Raw genomic sequence first — 17,806 nt, 5'->3', positions numbered from 1 at the left:
GACCTGCTCCTAAAGCGCTGACGGCGGTGCAGAAATAGCAGACGGTCTGGCGGCGCCCTGCATGGCATTCTCAAATGGCGCAGGCAAAGTCAGCAGATAGTTCCAATCGGGCAATACTGGCACCACTACATCCGACGCGCGGCCCCGACGATTCTGCTCGGCCAGTTGCTGATCGCGGATGTAGCTGTATTTGCTGTGGGTCAGGCTTTCAGCAACGGCCGTATCGCGAATGATCACGGGACGCAGAAAGACCATCAGATTGCGCTTCTGCACGTTTGAGGTGTCATAACGAAAAAGACGCCCCAAACCGGGAATATCACCGAGCAAAGGCACTTTATCGGCAGTCTCAACCAGTTGATCGTCAATCAGACCACCGAGCACGATCAACTGATTATCATCGACCATGACATGCGTGGTCAGGCTGCGCTTATTGGTAATGATATCGGCCGCACCGCTGGTGCCGGGTGCAATCTGCGAGACCTCCTGCGCGATCTCCAGACGCACTGCGTTGCCCTCGTTGATCTGCGGACGAATCTTCAGTTTGATACCCACGTCTTCACGCTCGATGGTATCGAACGCCTGCCCTGAATCTTCAACCGAGCGGCCGGTAATAAAGGGAACATTCTGACCGACGACGATTTCGGCTTCTTCATTATCCAGCGTAAGCAGACTGGGAGTAGACAGAATATTGCTGGCGGTGTCGCCCTGCAGTGCATTGATCAGCAGCGCAATTTGCGCGCCGCCGATGCTACCTACGCCGCCCAAACTCAGACCGCTTCCCAGCGAAGGCGGTGAGGCCAGATCACCCTCCAGAAACCCATTGAGACCTGCGGCCAGATCAACAATGCCACGACCGTTGCGGTTGAAATTAATGATACCCACGCTCGAGTTTTCACTACCAAAACCCCACTGCACGCCCAGCTCCTTGGCCCGCTCGTAAGACACCTCGGCGATAACGGCCTCGACCAGTACCTGCGCGCGACGGATGTCCAACTGACGAATGATGCTGGATAGCTCGCGGGATAACTCAGCCGGGCCATAGACCACAACCGAATTGGTACTTTCATGCGCCTCGACGCGTACCCGTGTCTGATTGCTCATACTGCTGGTCGTAGGTGCGCCGCCCGCTTGCGATGAGGTGCCAGCGTTTTGCTCGCGCCCCTCGGCGATACCGCGTAGCACCTCTGCCACCTCTTCAGCATTGGCGTAACGCAAATAATGCACCTGAGTATTGCCATCCTGTCCGGGCACATCCAACTGGCGAACCACACTACGCAGGGCAATGCGGCTCTGCGGATCGCCGCGCAGGATCACCGTATTAGTGCGCTCGTCGGCGATCAAGCGCGGCCCCTTGGTGAACTCTTCGCTGGGAGAATTGCTTTCCAGACCTTGAACTATCCGAACCACGTCCAGGGCTGAAGCATGCTCCAACGGCAACACTTCAAAGTCTTCCATGGACTCCTGATCGATACGTTCAACCAGGGACTGGATACGGCGCACATTGGCCGCCGTATCGGCAATCACCAGGGTATTGGATTCCGCTGCCGCGGCGAGATGGCCGCCCTTGGGTACCAGCGGACGCAGAATACGCACCAACTGACCGGCGTTGATATTCTTCACGTTGATCACATGAGTGATGACCTCATCGCCCGGCGTACTGCTGGTTAGCCCGGCCAGCTCGTTTTCCTTGGCCTGCACCTCAGGCACGATGCGCACGACTCCATCAGAGCCACGCACAGCAGCAAAACCGTAGGACTTGAGCACGCCGAGAAACAGCGGATAAAGCTCATCACGCGGGATTGGCTTACCCGACACCACATTGACCTCGCCACGCACCCGCGGATCAACAATAAAGTTGATGCCGGTTTCCTGACTAACGATTTCAATCAAGCCATTGATGTCGGCTCCGCGCAGGTTTAGCACCAGATCTTCGGAACCATCCCCCTGTGGCTCAATCAGCGCCTGCGCCGCCAGCGGCGTAGTGCTCAAACACAGGCTCAATGCCAACGAAAGGGTAAAACGGTTAAGACGAAACTGCATGGGCATCGTATATCAATCCATTGTTATCGTAATGTTCATAGGCTCGCCATCGCGCTCAAGCGAAATCGACACCGAACTGGCGTCAGACAACTCTTTGAGAATGTCGCGATAATCCTCGATATCTGAGATAGGTGTTCCGTCCACATCGGTGATCACGTCACCCGACTGTAAGCCGGCCGCCTCAAACTCGCGTACGTTGCGCGACGGAGAAACCTCAAGGCCATACATGCCGCCATCAACCATTACCGGCGTTGCACTGATAACCTCCATAAAACGCTGAGGGTCGTTAAGCCAGGCGCTGCGATCAATACGCGCCACACCGCCATCGGGGGCCAGAGTAAGATTAGAGTTCGTAGTCGGCAGCGCCGCCTGGCGGCCGGCACTGCGCACGCTACTACCTGCGTCGTGACGCTTGAGCCGCAGGGTTTCAAGCTGACCATCACGCACCAGCATGACGCGGTCAGACAGGACCTGATCAAGACGAACCTGACCTGGCAGTTCGGCGCCCACACGGTAGAGTTTTTCGGGTTGGCCCTGAGTAGCCAGAATCGCAGCGCTGCGTTTCGGATCAGGATCAGACAAGACACCCTTAAGGGTCCAACTAAGTTTGGTATCCGGTGCATTGACCACGACTGGACCATCGGCCGCAGGCGCGCGGCCTAAAACAGACAGTACGGCGAGCTCACGAAAGCCGGGGCGGCCTTCACTTGGCTCGTTACTGGAGGTGGGGTAACCGAGCACCGCAGGTGCCGGCAATACGCTATCAGGCTCAACCAACATCCATGTGATGTGGGCCAACAGCCATGCGCTGAACAGCACCACAATAGCGGTCGTCAGCCTGATGACGATATCCGCTGAAAAGCGAGCGACCAAAGGCATGCGTTCTCCATAGCAAAGCGGCCGGGGGACGGCGGCCGGGCCAGTGAGCAGAAGGATACTGACCTTTCTTTGCAAAATTATTGTTATAAGTTTGAAACAGACTGCGCATTTGTTTCGATTGTCACGATTTTGCCATCTAGCAGCAACCCCTGAATAGGTTATTCCAGAGGCTTTTCTTCAAAGATAAGACGCTATCGGGAGAGATCATGCTGCCACATCACCCAAATGGGTGTCTTTTTAGTTACACACATCACTGAACCCTATGGACCATCATGCCGGAAAGCGAAACCGTCTCATAATGAGTCAACAATAACTTGCGAGACAATCAGAACACCGCTTTACTTCGGCAAGCAATGCCAAACCCCAGGACGGGGAACATAACAACAAGGCTTGCGCTACGGAGAACAACAATAATGTTTGAATTCAAGAAAACCGCGCTGATCGGTTTAGCTATCAGCAGTCTTACCCTTTCTGGGTGTCTCAGCGGAGGCGGGGGCGGCGGCAATGACGACGCCGAGCAAGACACCCGAGTGCGGGTGCAGCAACAGCGCATGAATGAAGGATTTTTCGTTGTCCAAGAAGATGAACTGCCATTTGATGCCCTGGAAAGTCCAACGGCCTCATTCGCGCCAAGCGTAGTATCCTATGAAGACACCAGTCGCTGGAGCGGTGTATTGAATGGCGCAGGGTACCGCATAGAAGTGCCTACGAATTGGAACGGCATGCTGGTCATGTATGCGCACGGTTTCCGTACTTCGGCGCCTAAAGAGCTACGCGTAGACAACCCGCCAATGCGGCGCTATCTGCTTGATAATGGCTACGCTTGGGCCGCATCCAGCTACAGCACCAACTTTTATGATGTACGTGCCGGTGTAGAAGACACCAATGCCCTGGCTTTGGCATTCAACGATATTGCTGCTGAAAATGACCGAGTACTCGATGCCCCGGACAAGTACTACATCACCGGCGTATCCATGGGTGGCCATGTGACTGCCGCAGCAGTTGAAAAAGAAACCAAGGAAACAGCAAATCACGTCGTGAATTATGCTGGCGCAGCGCCAATGTGCGGCGTTGTCGGCGATACCGAGCTATTTAACTTTTTTGCGGGCTACACTATCTCGCTACTGGCCTTCACTACCGATTCAGCCGCAAACGTCCCTTTCCAATCCCCCCTACCGACGTTGAAGCAAAGCTAGAGCTGGCCAGATCTACCCTATGGACCAACTACGCAAGCAATCCCGGCAAGACTGGGCTAACTGCGCGAGGCGACATTTTCTACCAGGCACTCAAAAACCTGAGTGGCGGTGAACGCCCGATGTATAAGGTTAGCTTTGGCTTGTTTCAAGGGCTACTGCAAGGCTTTGCCGGCTCGGATGGCACTGTGGACGGAGTGCTTCTAGACAACATAGTAGACACGAACAACATTACCTACCGGTATCGAAGCGAGCTGGGCCATCCTCTCACCATAGATGAGAACAACTTCGCAAACGCGACCTGGACTACCGGCAGCCAAAGTTATTTTGACTGCCCATTTTTGAAATCCTTTTTCAATTCCCATCCCGCTATTACCCGTTAACGCTCCCAATATCCCGCAATTATCTAGCCTTTCCTGTATTACTTATCTCACTCCCCCTCACCCCAACCATTCGAAGAAGGGCCGCACCGCCGCTCGGCTGCGGCCTTCTCCTACCCAAAGCACTTGCTGGGTATCGGCATCGATCACAACGGTGGCGTAGCGGTGGCCCTTGAACAGAGCAAGCTCATCCATGACCAGCCGTCGAATCCGGCACTTATCGGGCTCTGTCACTTCCCGTTTCAGGCGTTGATGGTCAATGGCCTTGACCGTATGCCAGTGCAACCCGAGCAGGTGGGCCACGTGCTGAATCGGCATCAGGCGCACGAGCGACTCAACCCACTGGATCATGCCTGCAGTCAGATGCTGACGTCCGGGTAGCCAGCGAATCTGCTCAAGCTTGGGGCCGCACGTGGCGCAGCGGACTCGACGGACAGGGACTTCCAGCCAAACACGGTAGTGAAGCAGGTCGCGCTCGCGAACGCGTCGGATACTAGAGTCATGGATGGCATGCGTGTGCTGGTGACAGCCACTGCAGCAAGGCAGGTAGCCATCGGCAGGTTGCAACCGTATGAGCAAGGATTGAGCATCGGGCTGACTATAGGATTCTATCGTGAATCCTTCCCAGAACAGGGCAAGAGGATTAGCATTCATAGCGGCGGCGGTGAGTCGGTTTGGATTGTTGTTTTGGCGAACTCAAAACTAACCGGTTTTACCGCCGCCTCCTACTTTTTCACGCTAACCCGCGATGAACCTTTAAATAGCGTTCTGTATGCCAAGCTTGCATAGTGCCAAGCACCATGCAACGTCAGTCACGTAGGGAAGCCTGGCCTGGCTACGCCGGAGTGCTTATTAAGGGGTTTCACACCTCGTGGCGGGCTGCTGTGTAATTACGTCTGAGATCCGAAACTACGGCGATCAATCTATTGACCGGCTCGGCCAATCGTTTCGGTAATACACGATGCTCGGAAAATATTTTTTCACTGGCAATCCAGCGCTTCGCAACCCATATATCGTCTTCGGGGTGATTGTTGTCCACACCGTTGCAATACTTATAGCCAACAAGTGCATCAGTATGCGATAGCAAGATACGCGCCATGGTCATGTGGAAACGGTGCGCCTGAAGGTCTGCTGGTCCCTTGGGACGAGGGAGAGTCAAGCGGAGACATTTCTGATCATTGAAGTCCCTCCAGTCAGGCCCGACAACCTGTCCGGCACGCTCCAGCATCTTACGGGCCTGGTCGTTCTTACCATTGACTATCGCCACAGCAACCGTTCCTTTCGGATACTCCAGCTTTTCAGCCAGCAGATTCATCCAGCTCACCAATTTGTTCAGCGTTTTATCGTCGACAAACACCAGAAACTGATGGCGCTGCTCGTCGTCGAGAAACGCCGGCAATTGCGCATAGAGTGGGTATAGCAAGTCATGGAGATAGATGTAGGTTTGCCGGCGCCCTTGCTCATGGCTGCGTGTGGTCGCAGTCAATACCCGCTGTGCCCATTCCGGCGTAAGTTCGGGCAGGGTCATTTCGGTGATATCGATGGAGATGAGTGGAAAGCCGAGAGACTTTCCGATCAGCGCCTTGCGGCCGTCAAAGGCGTGGCCAAGTTCGATTTCAACACCGCCAAGCACCATCGGCTCAGCCTGGACCGGCGGCCCAAGCACAGCCACATCGAGCCGGAACTTGCTGCCGAAAGGCGTCTCCAGGGGATGCTCTGTTGCCACTCGGTCGGCGCCAAGCAGCAAGTTCCCCTCCAGCGAATAATCCGATGAGTCCACATCCTTGAACGCCCAGGGCATAGCAAGCCCAGCACGCAAACGCCTTGAGAGTTCGTCCGCGACAAGTTCTTTCGCCCGCCGGTGTTCAGGGCTTTCTTGCACAACACGCCCCCGGCTGGCCTCTTCATCATCGAAGTGCGCTTTAGGGTTAAAGGTGTGTTGGGCAGGGAGTACCCGAAAGTGGGATCGCCGACGCAATTTCCCATTTTCAAAAGAGGGGCTGACCCACGTCACCATCTGTCGCGATCCGTCGGGAGAGACTAATGGCCAAAGCTTGCGCGCATGTTCACGGCTTCGTACACCACGTGCCAAGATTGTGGTTTGGAAAATTCCTTTCCGGGAGAAAACTACAATCGCCTCGTCCATTTTCTCTCCCCGGTTACGCCGATACGGCAGTTAGTCTCGTGGCACCATCCAACTTACGATGAATCAGCGATACCAGCGTCAGGATGTCCAAGGCGTCCTGTTCGGACATAGGCCAATTCGTTTTCGCGGCATGGGCAAGCGGATTGCGTACCGCTCCAAACAGACCGATCAGCAGGTTCACAAAGCCTTTCTGCTCGCTTTTTTCAGACTCCGTACTCAGTGTCTTCAAGACAAGTACAGGTTGCTGACCGCCAAATGCTCTATTCACAAGGTCAGCACCATCGCCACTCAGACCCGAGAGCTGGCGAATCCGCTCGGCAACGCCCTTGGTCGCTTCAAATACCGCGTGAAAATAGTTCTCGTCCATGAGTTCTGCGCGACAGTAGTTCAGGACTTCTACATGCACAGCGCGACTTTCCAGCGCCGCCTTGAGTCGCCCGGCTCGCGCACGGGCTTCGTCCAGCGTATTGGCCTTATCGGCATATCCGACTTTGCCATCTTCACGCACGTAGAAACCCGAGAAAGCCAAAACAACATTGAGTTCATCACGGCGCCAAGCAAATGTTCCGGGATCGCTTGCGTAACTCACCGGATTCATCGCGCGATTGATGAACATGATGAGATGGTTGCCAACCTGATGCTGGTTCTGAGCGCCTGCCAACGCATTGAACAGCCGTTTCCACTTGGTCATATCTGGTGAGGGGTCGGCTACCTGGGTTTCTTGCAACAAACGCCCGATTTGCGTGCCGGTCAGACCTTGTGCCGTATCGGCAAGAACGCGGCAGGCAGCTTCCAGGTGCTGAGAACTGAATGGGGCAATTTGTGACGCCACTATCTACATCTCCATCGCACACTCATCAGATAATGGCCTGCAAGCCTTTGTCGGCGATGACATTAAGCAGCTTGAGCGCAGGACCGGCTGGACGCGTTTCGCCTTGTTCCCACTTGCGCACCGTCGAGGCGGTGGTGTGCAGATGATGAGCGAACACTGGCTGACTGAAGTGCAGTCCCTCACGCAGACGTTTAATGTCGTCAGCACTGAACTCGCGTACTGGCGGCGGACAGATCTCGTCAAACTCGCGCATCGTCACCTTGCTGATAGCGCCAGCGTTGTGCAATGCGTCCAGGTCACCGCGCAGGGATTCAATGATTTTGCTCGTCACAACACACCTCCAGTAAAACACCCGCCTGCAATGCCTTTACCAACCCCTTGGCTGATAGCTCCAGAAATACCTTGCCCGCATATTGCAGCGCTTTTCTCTCGTCGCGCGTGATGTTCGCCTTGTCGCTTTTCGGGAACCCATGCAGAAATACATAACGGTGGCCAACACGGGCCGACAATAATGTGCGGTAGCCACCGCTCTTACCTGCACCTGGACGGGCGACTCGTTTTTTGTAGAGGTGGCCGCCCAAGTCGGCATCAATCAGTCCACTTTCCATTTCTTGGACCGCCTTGCATAGAGCCGCATCGGACAGTTTCTCGCCTGTCTGCCACCGCGCAAAGTCTTTTCGCTTCAAGATGTTCATACTCGTCCACCATCAAAACTATACCCGTAACGGGCATGATTGTCTAGCCCTTGCAAGTGGCAGGCTGCCACTCGCCCCCAGAGGTCGTCCATGCCCAATAGCCGCAACAGCGTTGCGACTATTGGATCGGCAAACCGAAACGCCGCGATATTGAGCCTGCTCATACTGCGGTTTCCTTCACGCATGAGGCTCCTGTAATCGTCTTGCGCCGGTTCGCCACCAGTTCAGCTGCTTGGCGCACCGGATCGTCCTCGGTGTGGATATAGCGCATGAACATGGTCACGGTCTTGTGCGCCGTCAGAACCATGCCTACCTTGACCGGAATGCCAGAGTTGGCGATGTCTGTGGCCGAGCGGTGTCGGATGCCATGCGTACCGACGTGCGTGACGCCAGCCGCCTTGAGCGTACGAGTCCAACCGCCGTAATACTCCCCATAGGTCAAGTGGGTGAGCGGGTTGCGCGGCGATGGCAGTACATAGCGTGCGCCTACCTGTCGAGGTGCCGTGGAAAGCAGTCGATAGGCTTCCTCACTCATGGGCTTAGACATGCCACCGGTTTTGCTATCCGGCCAAACTACCCGGCGTTTCTCTAGGTCGATCCACTCCCATTCGAGCAATACGATTTCGGAACGTCGGGCTGCGAACTCGAATTGCAGACGAATAGCCAACGGGATGACTAAGGCACTAGGCGTTCAGCCTCGACTTGGTCAAGATACTTGAACAGCTTGACCATCTCTTCGTCAGTAATGAGGCGGGTTGTCTTGCCGCCGGTGTACAGCGGAATGTGTCGGCACGGGTTAGAGCCATCCGTGCGGTAGCCCCAAATCTCAGCAAGGTTGAACATCTTACGCAGGACGGACAGAGCTTTATTGGCCTCGCCTGGCTTATAGTCAAGCTTCTTCATCATCGCCGCCACGTCAGCGCGCTTCACATCCTGTACCTTCATACGACCCAGGATTGGAATGATGTTGCGGTCAATATTGCCTTGGTAGCCTCTCTGAGTGCTGGGTTTGTTGCGGTGCCTGGAGTAGTCCTCCATGAACTTCACACACAGTTCCTTGACCGTCGGCGCTTTGCGCGCTTCGGCCTTGGCAGCTCCGGGATCGCCACCCCGGCGTACCTCAGCCAACCAACTCTGTGCCAATGATCGGGCTTGCTCAACGGTCAATTCTCCGTACAAACCCAATGCAGGCTTGCGCCGCTCGCCGGCGTTCGTCCGATACTGGAGCATGAAGACTTTGCGACCGGCAGGTGTAATCTTGCACAGGAAGCCGGGAACGAGGGTGTCACGCAGCTCGACGGGCTGTGCTTGGGGTTTTGCCGCATCGATTGCGGACTTGGTGAGCTTGATCTTGGCCATAGCTGACTCCTTGGAAAGACCCGTTTCCAGGAGCCTGTTAGGAGCCAAGCGGATGGAAGCCGGGTCAAGTTTCGGAAAGCACCGGCATATGATGAATTAGCCTAAGTTATTGATAAACCTGCTGTAGCGAGCTTAGGCGTAGTCCAGCGAAGTACGGTGCTGGAGTCATGGTGAAATAAAAAACCCCGCACGCGAAACATCGCGGGCGGGGCTGCAGCAAACCTAACAGCCTACTTTATGGCGTCAGCCAGACCCGTTTCCACGGTCGCGTCACCCTCCGGACCTATCTCTACAAACGTATCGTTGGCCAGGGTGTAGGCTGGCCAATCAAAGCCGGCGCTACTCGGATTACCGGTTTTGGCAAAGTTGGTCCACATGGTCATGGTTTGATCCGCAATGGCTACGTCTGTGGCACCGTATTGCATTGAGGTAAACACGTCCGCCGCATCACCCTGCGAGCCACTCACGCCGTTGTTGTTTAGATCACCAATCGGCGGCCGTTTGCCCTCTGGTGTCAACACCAGCCCCAGCAGGTAATTCTGCACCATAGCTGCCGGATAGTTGAACAAATACGGCAGTTCACAACCGTGACAACTGGCCAAACCCATGGCACTCCAACCCGGCGGCACGCGGCTGAACTTGTAGATAAACTGTTCAGACTGATACTGCGCGCAGCGCTGTTCAAGCCAGATAGGCAAGGCTGCGCGAATGGTGGTGTAGTCACCCGAGGTTACGCCCGACATCAGCGGTACATCGCTCGGCATGCCATTAACCACGTTCTGGTAATAGGTATTGGGCTGATAGTAATTGTCAGAATTGGGCCGGTAGATCTCGCGCGGAATTTTATTTTGCTGCTCAGACCTGATCAGCTCATTCCAGGGAAGTGCTCGCGCCGCTTCCAGAGTACTCACGCCTGCGCGAGCGAACATTGCCTCACCGACCGCTTCGGACGCAGCCAGCGATACCTCTGGCCCGCCCTCTTCGTCCATTGGTGCTACGCCACTCTGTACTATCGCCTTATGGAACAGGCCGGTGGCCTGAGGCGAGTTCATCAGTGAATAGGTTTTACCACCGCCGCCGGATTGGCCGAACAGCGTGACATTGCTCGGATTACCCCCGAAGGCCGCAATGTTGTCACGCACCCACTCCAGCGCCATCACCAGATCCATCTGCCCGTAATTGCCGGAACCGCCGTAACCACTCTCTGCGGTCAGCAGAGGATGAGCAATATAGCCAAACGGCCCTAGGCGATGGTTTACCGTCACCAGCACTACGCCTTTCTCGGTCAGCCCATCCGGGTTGTTGTACTGCTGCGAGTTAGCCGAGAGAATGGCGAAAGCACCACCATGGAACCAGACCATGACCGGCAAGTTTTCCGCATCCTTGGGCGCCGTAATATTCAGATAAAGCGAGTCTTCGCTCATGCCTCCTTCGTTGACACCTTCCAGGTTAGTATCCTGTGCCGACTGGTCAGCCCAGGCTCAGCATCGCGGATGCCATCCCAAGGCTCAGCAGGCTGGGGCGGTGCCCAGCGCAACTCGGCCACCGGCGGTTTGGCATAGGGCACACCGAGAAACTGCCAGGTATCTTCGCTGGCCGCAAAACCGCGCAGCTCTCCCCCCTCAGTAGCAACCACAATACGTTCGCTGGTCGAGCGGTCAAAGTGCGCGCGCGCGTCAGCTGCGCTGGTGACCGTGCGAGCACGCGGATCGGTATCACTGAAGGCACCAGCGGTTTCCAGGGTGTCCAGCACTTTAGCCAGCTTGCTGTTGAAATCAGCAGCCGCTTGGCTCAGATCAAGTTCGGCAGCGCTAAAGGAGACTTCATCACTGATCTGCTGCGTAATTTGAATACCGTTGTTCAAATTGCCGTCGGCATCCAGGCTCTGCAGCAGTACCAGCATGTTGCTTACGCGTGGATCACCTGCTTCTGTTGCACCTTCTGTAATGCTCAGCGGCGTCAATTGCTCCGCGCCGGCTGCCGCACCCAGCTCCAGATCACCAATGGCAAAGGTGATGGTTTCATCCGGGAAGTAATCGAATTGCCCAGTCGCATCGGTTTGGCCGCTGCCGACTTTCGTCGCCCTGATAATCCAGCCCGCTTACCGGACTGTCGACAAAGGTGCCCGTTGCCGGAGTCGCATCGGTGTTGTCATCGTCACCATCACCGTCGTTACACCCACTCAGCGACAGCAGCGGCAGCAAAGCAGCGCTCAGCAGTGTCATCCGCAGGGGAAATCTCTCATTGCTGCGATTGTTCATGTCCTTCTCCTTCCAGACACTAACACTCCCGTACATAGCGGCGTTGCCGTATACGGGAGCACCAGGCCTGGGTTTTTATTGTTATAAATCGCTTAGTCTGCAAACTCGTCAGCAATACCCGTCTTCACTTCGGCGACATCGCTCAGCTCTACATACTGCTGGGCCTGGGCGTCATATTCGGGATATGCGATTTCTCCAGCGATGCTGGGATTACCGGTCTTGGCAAAGTTGGTCCAGATCGTCAGCATGCGGTCGATGACCACTTCATCGGTTTCATCGAAACCAGCGGAGGCGTAGATATCAGCAGGATCGCCAGCCGAACCAGACACGCCGTTGCCGTTCAGATCACCAATGACCAGCGACGTGCCGGTCGCGGGGTCGATCACCAAGCCCAGAAGGTAATGCGTAATGACGCTGGTAGGCATATTGAACATGTACGCCAGCTCGGCCCCGTGATAAGCCTGCACGCCCCGCGCTTTCCAACCCGAGGGCTGCTGACTGAACAAGGTGGCGTAGGTCGGCGAGTCTTTCAGCGGAGCCATCCACGGGAAGACATCTTTTACCGTATTGATCGGGTCTATGGTGTCGTTGGTGTTGATCACAAACATGAAGGGCACATCGTTATCGACACCGCTCTCGAAACTGACTCGCTCAGTGGTCGGCAGGTAGTTGTTATCCACATTGGTGTAGGGCACCAGCGCCGCCGCGGCAGAAACAACCTGTAACCAGCTCTTCTCACGCATATCTGCCAGTGAGCTGGCATTCAGATTATCTTGCAGGTCGCTGCCGATAGCCTCTGCGGACTCAAGGCTGCGGGTATCCGGATAGAGCGTACCGCTCTGACTGATCGCCCGGTGGAACAACCCTGCTGCCTTGGGCGAGGCCATCAGCGAGAGGACTTTGCGGCCACCGCCTGACTCGCCAAAGATAGTGACATTATCCGGATCACCACCGAAGGCTTCGATGTTGTCCTGCACCCATTGCAGCGCCATGATCAGATCCATCTGACCGTAATTGCCAGAGCCGTTATAGCCACTCTCAGCACTTAGCTCAGGGTGCGCGATATATCCGAATGGCCCCAACCGCTGGTTAACCGCGACCAGGACTACACCCTTGCTGGCGACCGCCTTGGGATTATTGAAAGGCAGCGTATTGCTGGTCAGCGAAGTGAAGCCGCCACCATGAAACCAGACCATCACCGGCAGTTGTTCTGCATCTTTGGGCGCGGTGACGTTCAGATACAGCGAGTCTTCGCTCATACCGCCTTCACCAAAGCGCTCCAGGCCAGGATTCTGCGCCGCCTGATCGCTCCAGGCCACAGCATCACGTACGCCCTGCCAAGGCTCCGGCAGCTCTGGCGCACGCCAGCGCAGGTCGCCCAGTGGGGGTTTAGCGTAAGGCACGCCGAGAAATTGCCAGGTAGCCTCATCTGCTGCAAAACCACGAAGATCGCCACCCGTGGTGGAGACCACCAAACGCTCGCTGGTTGACCGTGCAAAGTGCTCTTGAGCGTCGGCGCTGCTGACCAGCGTGCGGGCCCGAGGATCGGTATCGCTGAAAGCGCCGCCAGCTTCGAGCGTCGCTACGACCGTGGTCAAACCGGCACGAAAATCAGCAGGCGCCTGATCAAGCATCAGGCTGCCAGCATTAAGCGATACCTCATCACGAATGGCTTCGGTCAACTGAATGCCGTTATTCAGGTTGCCATCCGCATCCAGCGTCTGCAGCAGCACCAACATATTGCTCACACGCTGGTCGGTGACCCCGGCAGCACCCTCTACAATGCTTAAGGGCGTCAGAGTTTCAGCGCCTGCGGCCGAACCGAGTTGTAGCTCACCCAACGCAAAGCGGATGGTTTCACCACTGGCATAAGTAAATTCGCCGTTGGCATTGGTGGTACCGCTGCCGCTGGCATCACCCTCGTAATCCAGTCCGGCTACTGCACTGTCAACAAAGATACCGGTGCGGCTGGATACCTCCTCGTCGTCATCGGAGCCTGAGCCGCTATTACAGGCTGTCAGTGCAACGGCCAGCGGAAGTAGAGAGGCGGTCAACAAGGCTGAGCGCACCGAAACCTGGGTACTGAAAACGTTCATATAGATCTCCGGTTTATTGTTGTAATGGAGTCATTCAGAGCGCCGTCACGAGTGACATTCACCAACGCTGCACATCTTTGGCGCAGCACTGCTGATCCACTATCGCACGTCCACGCTAAGCGCTTGACGGCCAACGCAATCAAACCGGTTAGCCGTCAATCGGCTCAGAGCATAGACCTCGATTTAGGCAGTTCGCAAAAGCGCAAAGGCGCCTATTGCAGGGTTCTGCATGCAGCGCCGAGCTCACGATTAGGGAGACACTTCTAATAAATGACCAATGGGTCAGATTGAGGTATGGGAACCCTGCCGCCTGATATAAATGAGTATACAACTGTGCACTCAAGGCACGAAATCAGGCGCTTCTTTAGCGGGTACAACGGCATATTTATGGAGCCAATATCGGCGCTGGCCAATGTCGTTGAACGACGCCTAACGAGACAAAAACAGGCAAGGCTAAGCCGTAAAAAAGTACGCCATCATTAGATATTCATGAAACAAATGACGCACATTTCCGCGCCAAACAAAAACAGAAAATGGCCCATTGAGAGACAAAGAATGAAATGGCGGAAGGACATGGGAGTCGAACCCACCAGACACGCGTTGCGCATCTCACCGGAGTTGAAATCCGGGCGCCCCACCGGGGACGATGTCCTTCCTATGCGATACAGGCCTGAGAATCAGCCTGCGGCAAGAAAACGTTGTTCACGTACGAAACGGGTAACCCCCGCGCGGTCCAGATATTCCAGTACCTGAATCGTCAGGTTACGGCCGATACCCGAGGCGTCCCGGTATTGCGCGGCGTTGAAGCTACCAGAGGCGGAGCCCGCCGCCAACTCCTTTGCAACGGCCACCAGACCCGCAACCTGGTCTGGCAAATAGTAACGATTTGGCGCCACTGCTATCAGCTCACCCGCGCGCTGCATACGTTGCAAAAACGGCTTGAGCTGATCCAGCGGCATAGCTAGTTGGGTGGCCAGCTCACCAATAATCGGTGGCCTCAGCCCAGCGGGCTGCAACTGCTCACTGACCTGCGCCAACAACACCTGGTCGCCCGCTTGCAGTTGCGGTTTGTGGCCCGCGAGATACCAGGCCCAGGCTTGGCGCTGCAGCCTGCCCTCATCCAGCCAGCGACGTAACAATGTGCGCCCCAGTGACAGGGGCAACTGCAGAGTAGAAACCAGCGCCAGCTCGCCCTCCCCTGGCCCCAATTGTTCCGGATGCCCGCTGTGCCAGTCGCTCAAACGCAGGTGTAAATGCTGCCAGGCATGTTCGCTGCGCTCTGCGCTCAGTGCATAGCCGGCCAGCTGCAACGCTTCGCTGCGCTCCAGCAGTGCCTCAAGCTCGGTATCGTTCAGATTAAAGCGCTGGGCAAAGCTCACTAGTTCCACCTCACCCCGCGCCAGCGCAGCAGCGAATGTCTGTTCTGCATCCCTCGCCGCGTGCCAGGCGCGCAGCAAGTCGATGCGTTGTGGCTTGCTGCGGCCACGCCGCAAACCTTGCGGATCGAGTAGTTGACCACCGCCCAAGGTAGTATTGGCTGCCGGGTCGCGGATGATAAAACGCTCACCCCAGACCGCTTGCACTGGTTGCTCCAGCATCAGTTGAGCAATGACCGGCTCGGCACTGTCATCCAGCATCACCACCCGTAACGGATAAACCCCGGTGCCCAGGTGCAACTGCAATACGCCCCGGTGCCAGCGGCTATCAGGTAGCCGATGCAAGGCGACATCCAGCCGCTCGCTTGCTGGCAATAGGGCGCTGCTGAGCCAATCGCCACGACGTGGCACGTCCTCAGTGATCGCGCCTGTCAGGTTGACGGCGCAGCGCTGACCAGCCTGAACCGCCGTCACCTCTTTACTGGCCATCTGCAGACCGCGCACGCGCAACTCGACGTCGCCGCACAGCAAGCGCTGCCCTGGCTTAAGCTCGCCGCTGACCAGGGTGCCGGTTACCACGCACCCAGCGCCAGTAATACTGAAGCGGCGATCCACCATCAGCCGTGCATGGCCACCTACCTTCTGCGCAACCTGCTCGGCGGCGCGCGCCAACAGATGCGCTTTGAGCTCGGCGATGCCCTGCCCGCTCAGACTGGAAACCCGCCATACCGGGGCAAGCGGCCAAGCCTCCTCGTGCAGCAACTCAGCAATCTGCGCGACAACCCGTTGCTGCTGCGCGCCATCCACCAAATCACAGCGGCTCAGCACCACCTCAAGTTCGCTAACGCCAAGCAGGCGCAGAATCCTCAGGTGCTCAAGGGTCTGGGGCATAACGCCGTCGTCAGCGGCCACTACCAGCAGCGCCATATCGACGCCAGCCACACCCGCCAGCATGGTGCTGATGAACCCTTCATGGCCTGGCACATCGACAAATCCCAACGGCAGGCCGGACTCGGTCGGCAACCAGGCAAAGCCTAACTCGATGGTCAGCCCACGGCGCTTTTCTTCGGCCAAACGGTCGGTATCGACGCCGGTCAACGCTTTGATCAGCGTGGTCTTACCGTGATCCACGTGCCCGGCAGTGGCAATGATCACGCCTCGGTGACCCACTGCGCCAGAAGGGTTTCCGGGTGTTCCAGACAACGGCAATCAAGCAGCATGCTGTCATCGGCGATGCGCCCGATCACTGGCTGCGGTAGTTGGCGCAAGCGCTCGGCCAGGGTGCGTAGATCGCGGCTGCGGGTACGTTTATTAGCGCTGCGACTGCGCAGGCGCAAGGCGGCGCTGGGCAGCACCTCCAGTGGCAACGAGCCCGAGCCAATCTGGCTGCTGACCGCACAGACGTCGACCTCAAGCGCCTCACCCACCCAGGCCTGTAACCTGGGCAACAGCTGCTCTGCGGTGCTCTGAATATCAGCCTGACTGCGCGTCAACAAACGTAGCGCCGGAATGCGCTGCACCAGCGTTTGCGGGTCAGCATACAAACGCAATACCGCTTCCAGCGCGGCAAGGGTCATCTTGTCGCAACGCAGTGCCCGCTTGAGCGGACTCTTGCGAATGCGCGCGATCAGGTCTGCGCGCCCGGCGATAATGCCGGCTTGCGGCCCTCCTAGCAGCTTATCGCCGCTAAAGGTGACTACATCAACCCCTTGCTGCAGCACCCGCGATACCACCGGCTCCGCAGGTAATCCCAATGCCTGCAGGTCGATCAGTGAGCCAGCGCCCAGATCCACCATCAGCGGCACCTGATGCGCACGCGCAATCTCGGCCAGCTGCGCCTCGCTCAGCGCCGTGCTGAAGCCTTCAATCCGGTAATTACTGGTATGCGCCTTGAGCAGCAAGGCAGTACGCGGGCCAATGGCCTCGACATAATCCTTGGCGTGCGTGCGATTGGTCGCGCCAACTTCGTGCAGCTTGCAGCCAGCGCGCGCCATAATGTCTGGCAGGCGGAAAGAACCGCCAATCTCGATCAACTCACCGCGCGACACCACTACTTCACGACGGTTGGCCAAGGCGTTGAGCACCAGCAGTACGGCGGCGGCGTTATTGTTGACCACGGTCGCCGCTTCAGCGCCAGTCAGCCGGCAAATCCACTGTTCGACATGATCGTCACGGTCGCCGCGCTGGCCGGTCTCAAGATCGAATTCAAGATTACTGGCACCCACCGCTACCGCCGTCATTGCCTCAATGGCTTCTGGCGGCAAGGGCGCGCGGCCCAGATTGGTGTGCAGTACCGTGCCGGTCAGGTTGAACACCGCCCGCATGGACGGCGCCAATAGCTGCTCGATCTGCCGCTGCACCGCGTGCAACACATCAGCCTCATCACTGATGTGGCCTTGGCGCCATGATTCCAGTGCCACCCGCAGGCATTCCAGCACCAGCGCGCGGCCATGGATAGCCACCAGCGCCTGCATGTCGGGCCACTTCAGCGCCTTGTCTACCGCCGGCGGGCGGTGCATCGGTTGGGCAACCTCGGTCATGCGGCTGCC

Annotated in this window: 14 protein-coding genes, 1 tRNA gene and 2 pseudogenes; 1 reads left to right on the top strand and 16 read right to left on the bottom strand. The window is 56.9% G+C overall.

The features are described from left to right. Nucleotides 1-9: 9 nt before the first annotated feature. Both gspD and gspC read right to left on the bottom strand, forming a co-directional pair. Entirely contained in the window at nt 10-2,046 is a 2,037-nt protein-coding gene (gene gspD, locus EF096_RS15395) for a type II secretion system secretin GspD (RefSeq protein ID WP_218565777.1), read from the bottom strand. Nucleotides 2,047-2,052: 6 nt separating this feature from the next. Continuing rightward, nucleotides 2,053-2,919 carry a type II secretion system protein GspC gene (gene gspC / locus EF096_RS15390; protein ID WP_123890690.1) on the bottom strand — a complete coding sequence of 289 codons (867 nt, stop codon included), beginning with the start codon at nt 2,917-2,919 and terminating at the stop codon, nt 2,053-2,055. 413 nt (nt 2,920-3,332) lie between these two features. Between gspC and EF096_RS15385 the strand changes: the two genes are divergently transcribed. Then, nucleotides 3,333-4,115: an alpha/beta hydrolase family protein gene (locus tag EF096_RS15385; RefSeq protein WP_123890689.1), complete on the top strand. Its 783-nt coding sequence runs from the start codon at nt 3,333-3,335 to the stop codon at nt 4,113-4,115. Between the two features lie 440 nt (nt 4,116-4,555). Here EF096_RS15385 and EF096_RS15380 read toward each other — a convergent pair. The 14 genes and pseudogenes from EF096_RS15380 to selA all read right to left on the bottom strand — a co-directional run. Beyond that, a pseudogene (locus EF096_RS15380) lies at nt 4,556-5,146 on the bottom strand (helix-turn-helix domain-containing protein); the annotation flags it as partial. A gap of 208 nt (nt 5,147-5,354) precedes the next feature. Continuing rightward, nucleotides 5,355-6,638, bottom strand: coding sequence for a hypothetical protein (locus EF096_RS15375; RefSeq protein ID WP_123890688.1), 1,284 nt, complete (start codon nt 6,636-6,638; stop codon nt 5,355-5,357). A 13-nt stretch (nt 6,639-6,651) separates the two neighbouring features. Then, nucleotides 6,652-7,470, bottom strand: a complete 819-nt coding sequence (locus tag EF096_RS15370; RefSeq protein ID WP_123890687.1) for a TIGR02391 family protein — start codon at nt 7,468-7,470, stop codon at nt 6,652-6,654. 25 nt (nt 7,471-7,495) lie between these two features. Next, nucleotides 7,496-7,801 carry a helix-turn-helix domain-containing protein gene (locus EF096_RS15365; protein WP_011716325.1) on the bottom strand — a complete coding sequence of 102 codons (306 nt, stop codon included), beginning with the start codon at nt 7,799-7,801 and terminating at the stop codon, nt 7,496-7,498. Then, on the bottom strand, nt 7,782-8,165 hold the full coding sequence (locus EF096_RS15360; RefSeq protein WP_123890686.1) for a type II toxin-antitoxin system RelE/ParE family toxin: 384 nt from the start codon (nt 8,163-8,165) through the stop codon (nt 7,782-7,784). Before EF096_RS15360 ends, EF096_RS15365 begins: the two co-directional genes overlap by 20 nt. Beyond that, complete coding sequence (locus tag EF096_RS20325; protein ID WP_158611297.1) at nt 8,162-8,329, bottom strand: hypothetical protein; 168 nt, start codon at nt 8,327-8,329, stop codon at nt 8,162-8,164. Before EF096_RS20325 ends, EF096_RS15360 begins: the two co-directional genes overlap by 4 nt. Then, nucleotides 8,326-9,524 (bottom strand): annotated as a pseudogene (locus EF096_RS15355) (tyrosine-type recombinase/integrase). Before EF096_RS15355 ends, EF096_RS20325 begins: the two are co-directional and overlap by 4 nt. Before the next feature lie 230 nt (nt 9,525-9,754). Next, nucleotides 9,755-10,948 (bottom strand): carboxylesterase family protein, encoded by a 1,194-nt coding sequence (locus EF096_RS20755; protein ID WP_123890685.1) that lies wholly within the window; start codon nt 10,946-10,948, stop codon nt 9,755-9,757. Then, entirely contained in the window at nt 10,945-11,487 is a 543-nt protein-coding gene (locus tag EF096_RS20750; RefSeq protein WP_123890684.1) for a carboxylesterase family protein, read from the bottom strand. The genes EF096_RS20755 and EF096_RS20750 overlap by 4 nt, the downstream gene beginning before the upstream one ends. Before the next feature lie 58 nt (nt 11,488-11,545). Further along, complete coding sequence (locus EF096_RS15340) at nt 11,546-11,785, bottom strand: hypothetical protein (RefSeq protein ID WP_123890683.1); 240 nt, start codon at nt 11,783-11,785, stop codon at nt 11,546-11,548. Nucleotides 11,786-11,877: 92 nt separating this feature from the next. Then, nucleotides 11,878-13,881, bottom strand: coding sequence for a carboxylesterase/lipase family protein (locus EF096_RS15335; RefSeq protein WP_123890682.1), 2,004 nt, complete (start codon nt 13,879-13,881; stop codon nt 11,878-11,880). A 561-nt stretch (nt 13,882-14,442) separates the two neighbouring features. Beyond that, nucleotides 14,443-14,537 (bottom strand) — tRNA-Sec (locus tag EF096_RS20320). Between the two features lie 21 nt (nt 14,538-14,558). Next, nucleotides 14,559-16,412 carry a selenocysteine-specific translation elongation factor gene (selB, locus tag EF096_RS15330; protein ID WP_158611296.1) on the bottom strand — a complete coding sequence of 618 codons (1,854 nt, stop codon included), beginning with the start codon at nt 16,410-16,412 and terminating at the stop codon, nt 14,559-14,561. Next, entirely contained in the window at nt 16,409-17,797 is a 1,389-nt protein-coding gene (gene selA, locus EF096_RS15325) for an L-seryl-tRNA(Sec) selenium transferase (RefSeq protein WP_123890680.1), read from the bottom strand. The genes selB and selA overlap by 4 nt, the downstream gene beginning before the upstream one ends. Nucleotides 17,798-17,806 lie beyond the last annotated feature (9 nt).

This window comes from Pseudomonas neustonica (genome assembly GCF_003797945.1).
Classification (GTDB): domain Bacteria; phylum Pseudomonadota; class Gammaproteobacteria; order Pseudomonadales; family Pseudomonadaceae; genus Halopseudomonas; species Halopseudomonas neustonica.
Note: the sequence above shows the minus strand (reverse complement) of the source record. Positions and strands in the feature narration are given on the sequence as shown.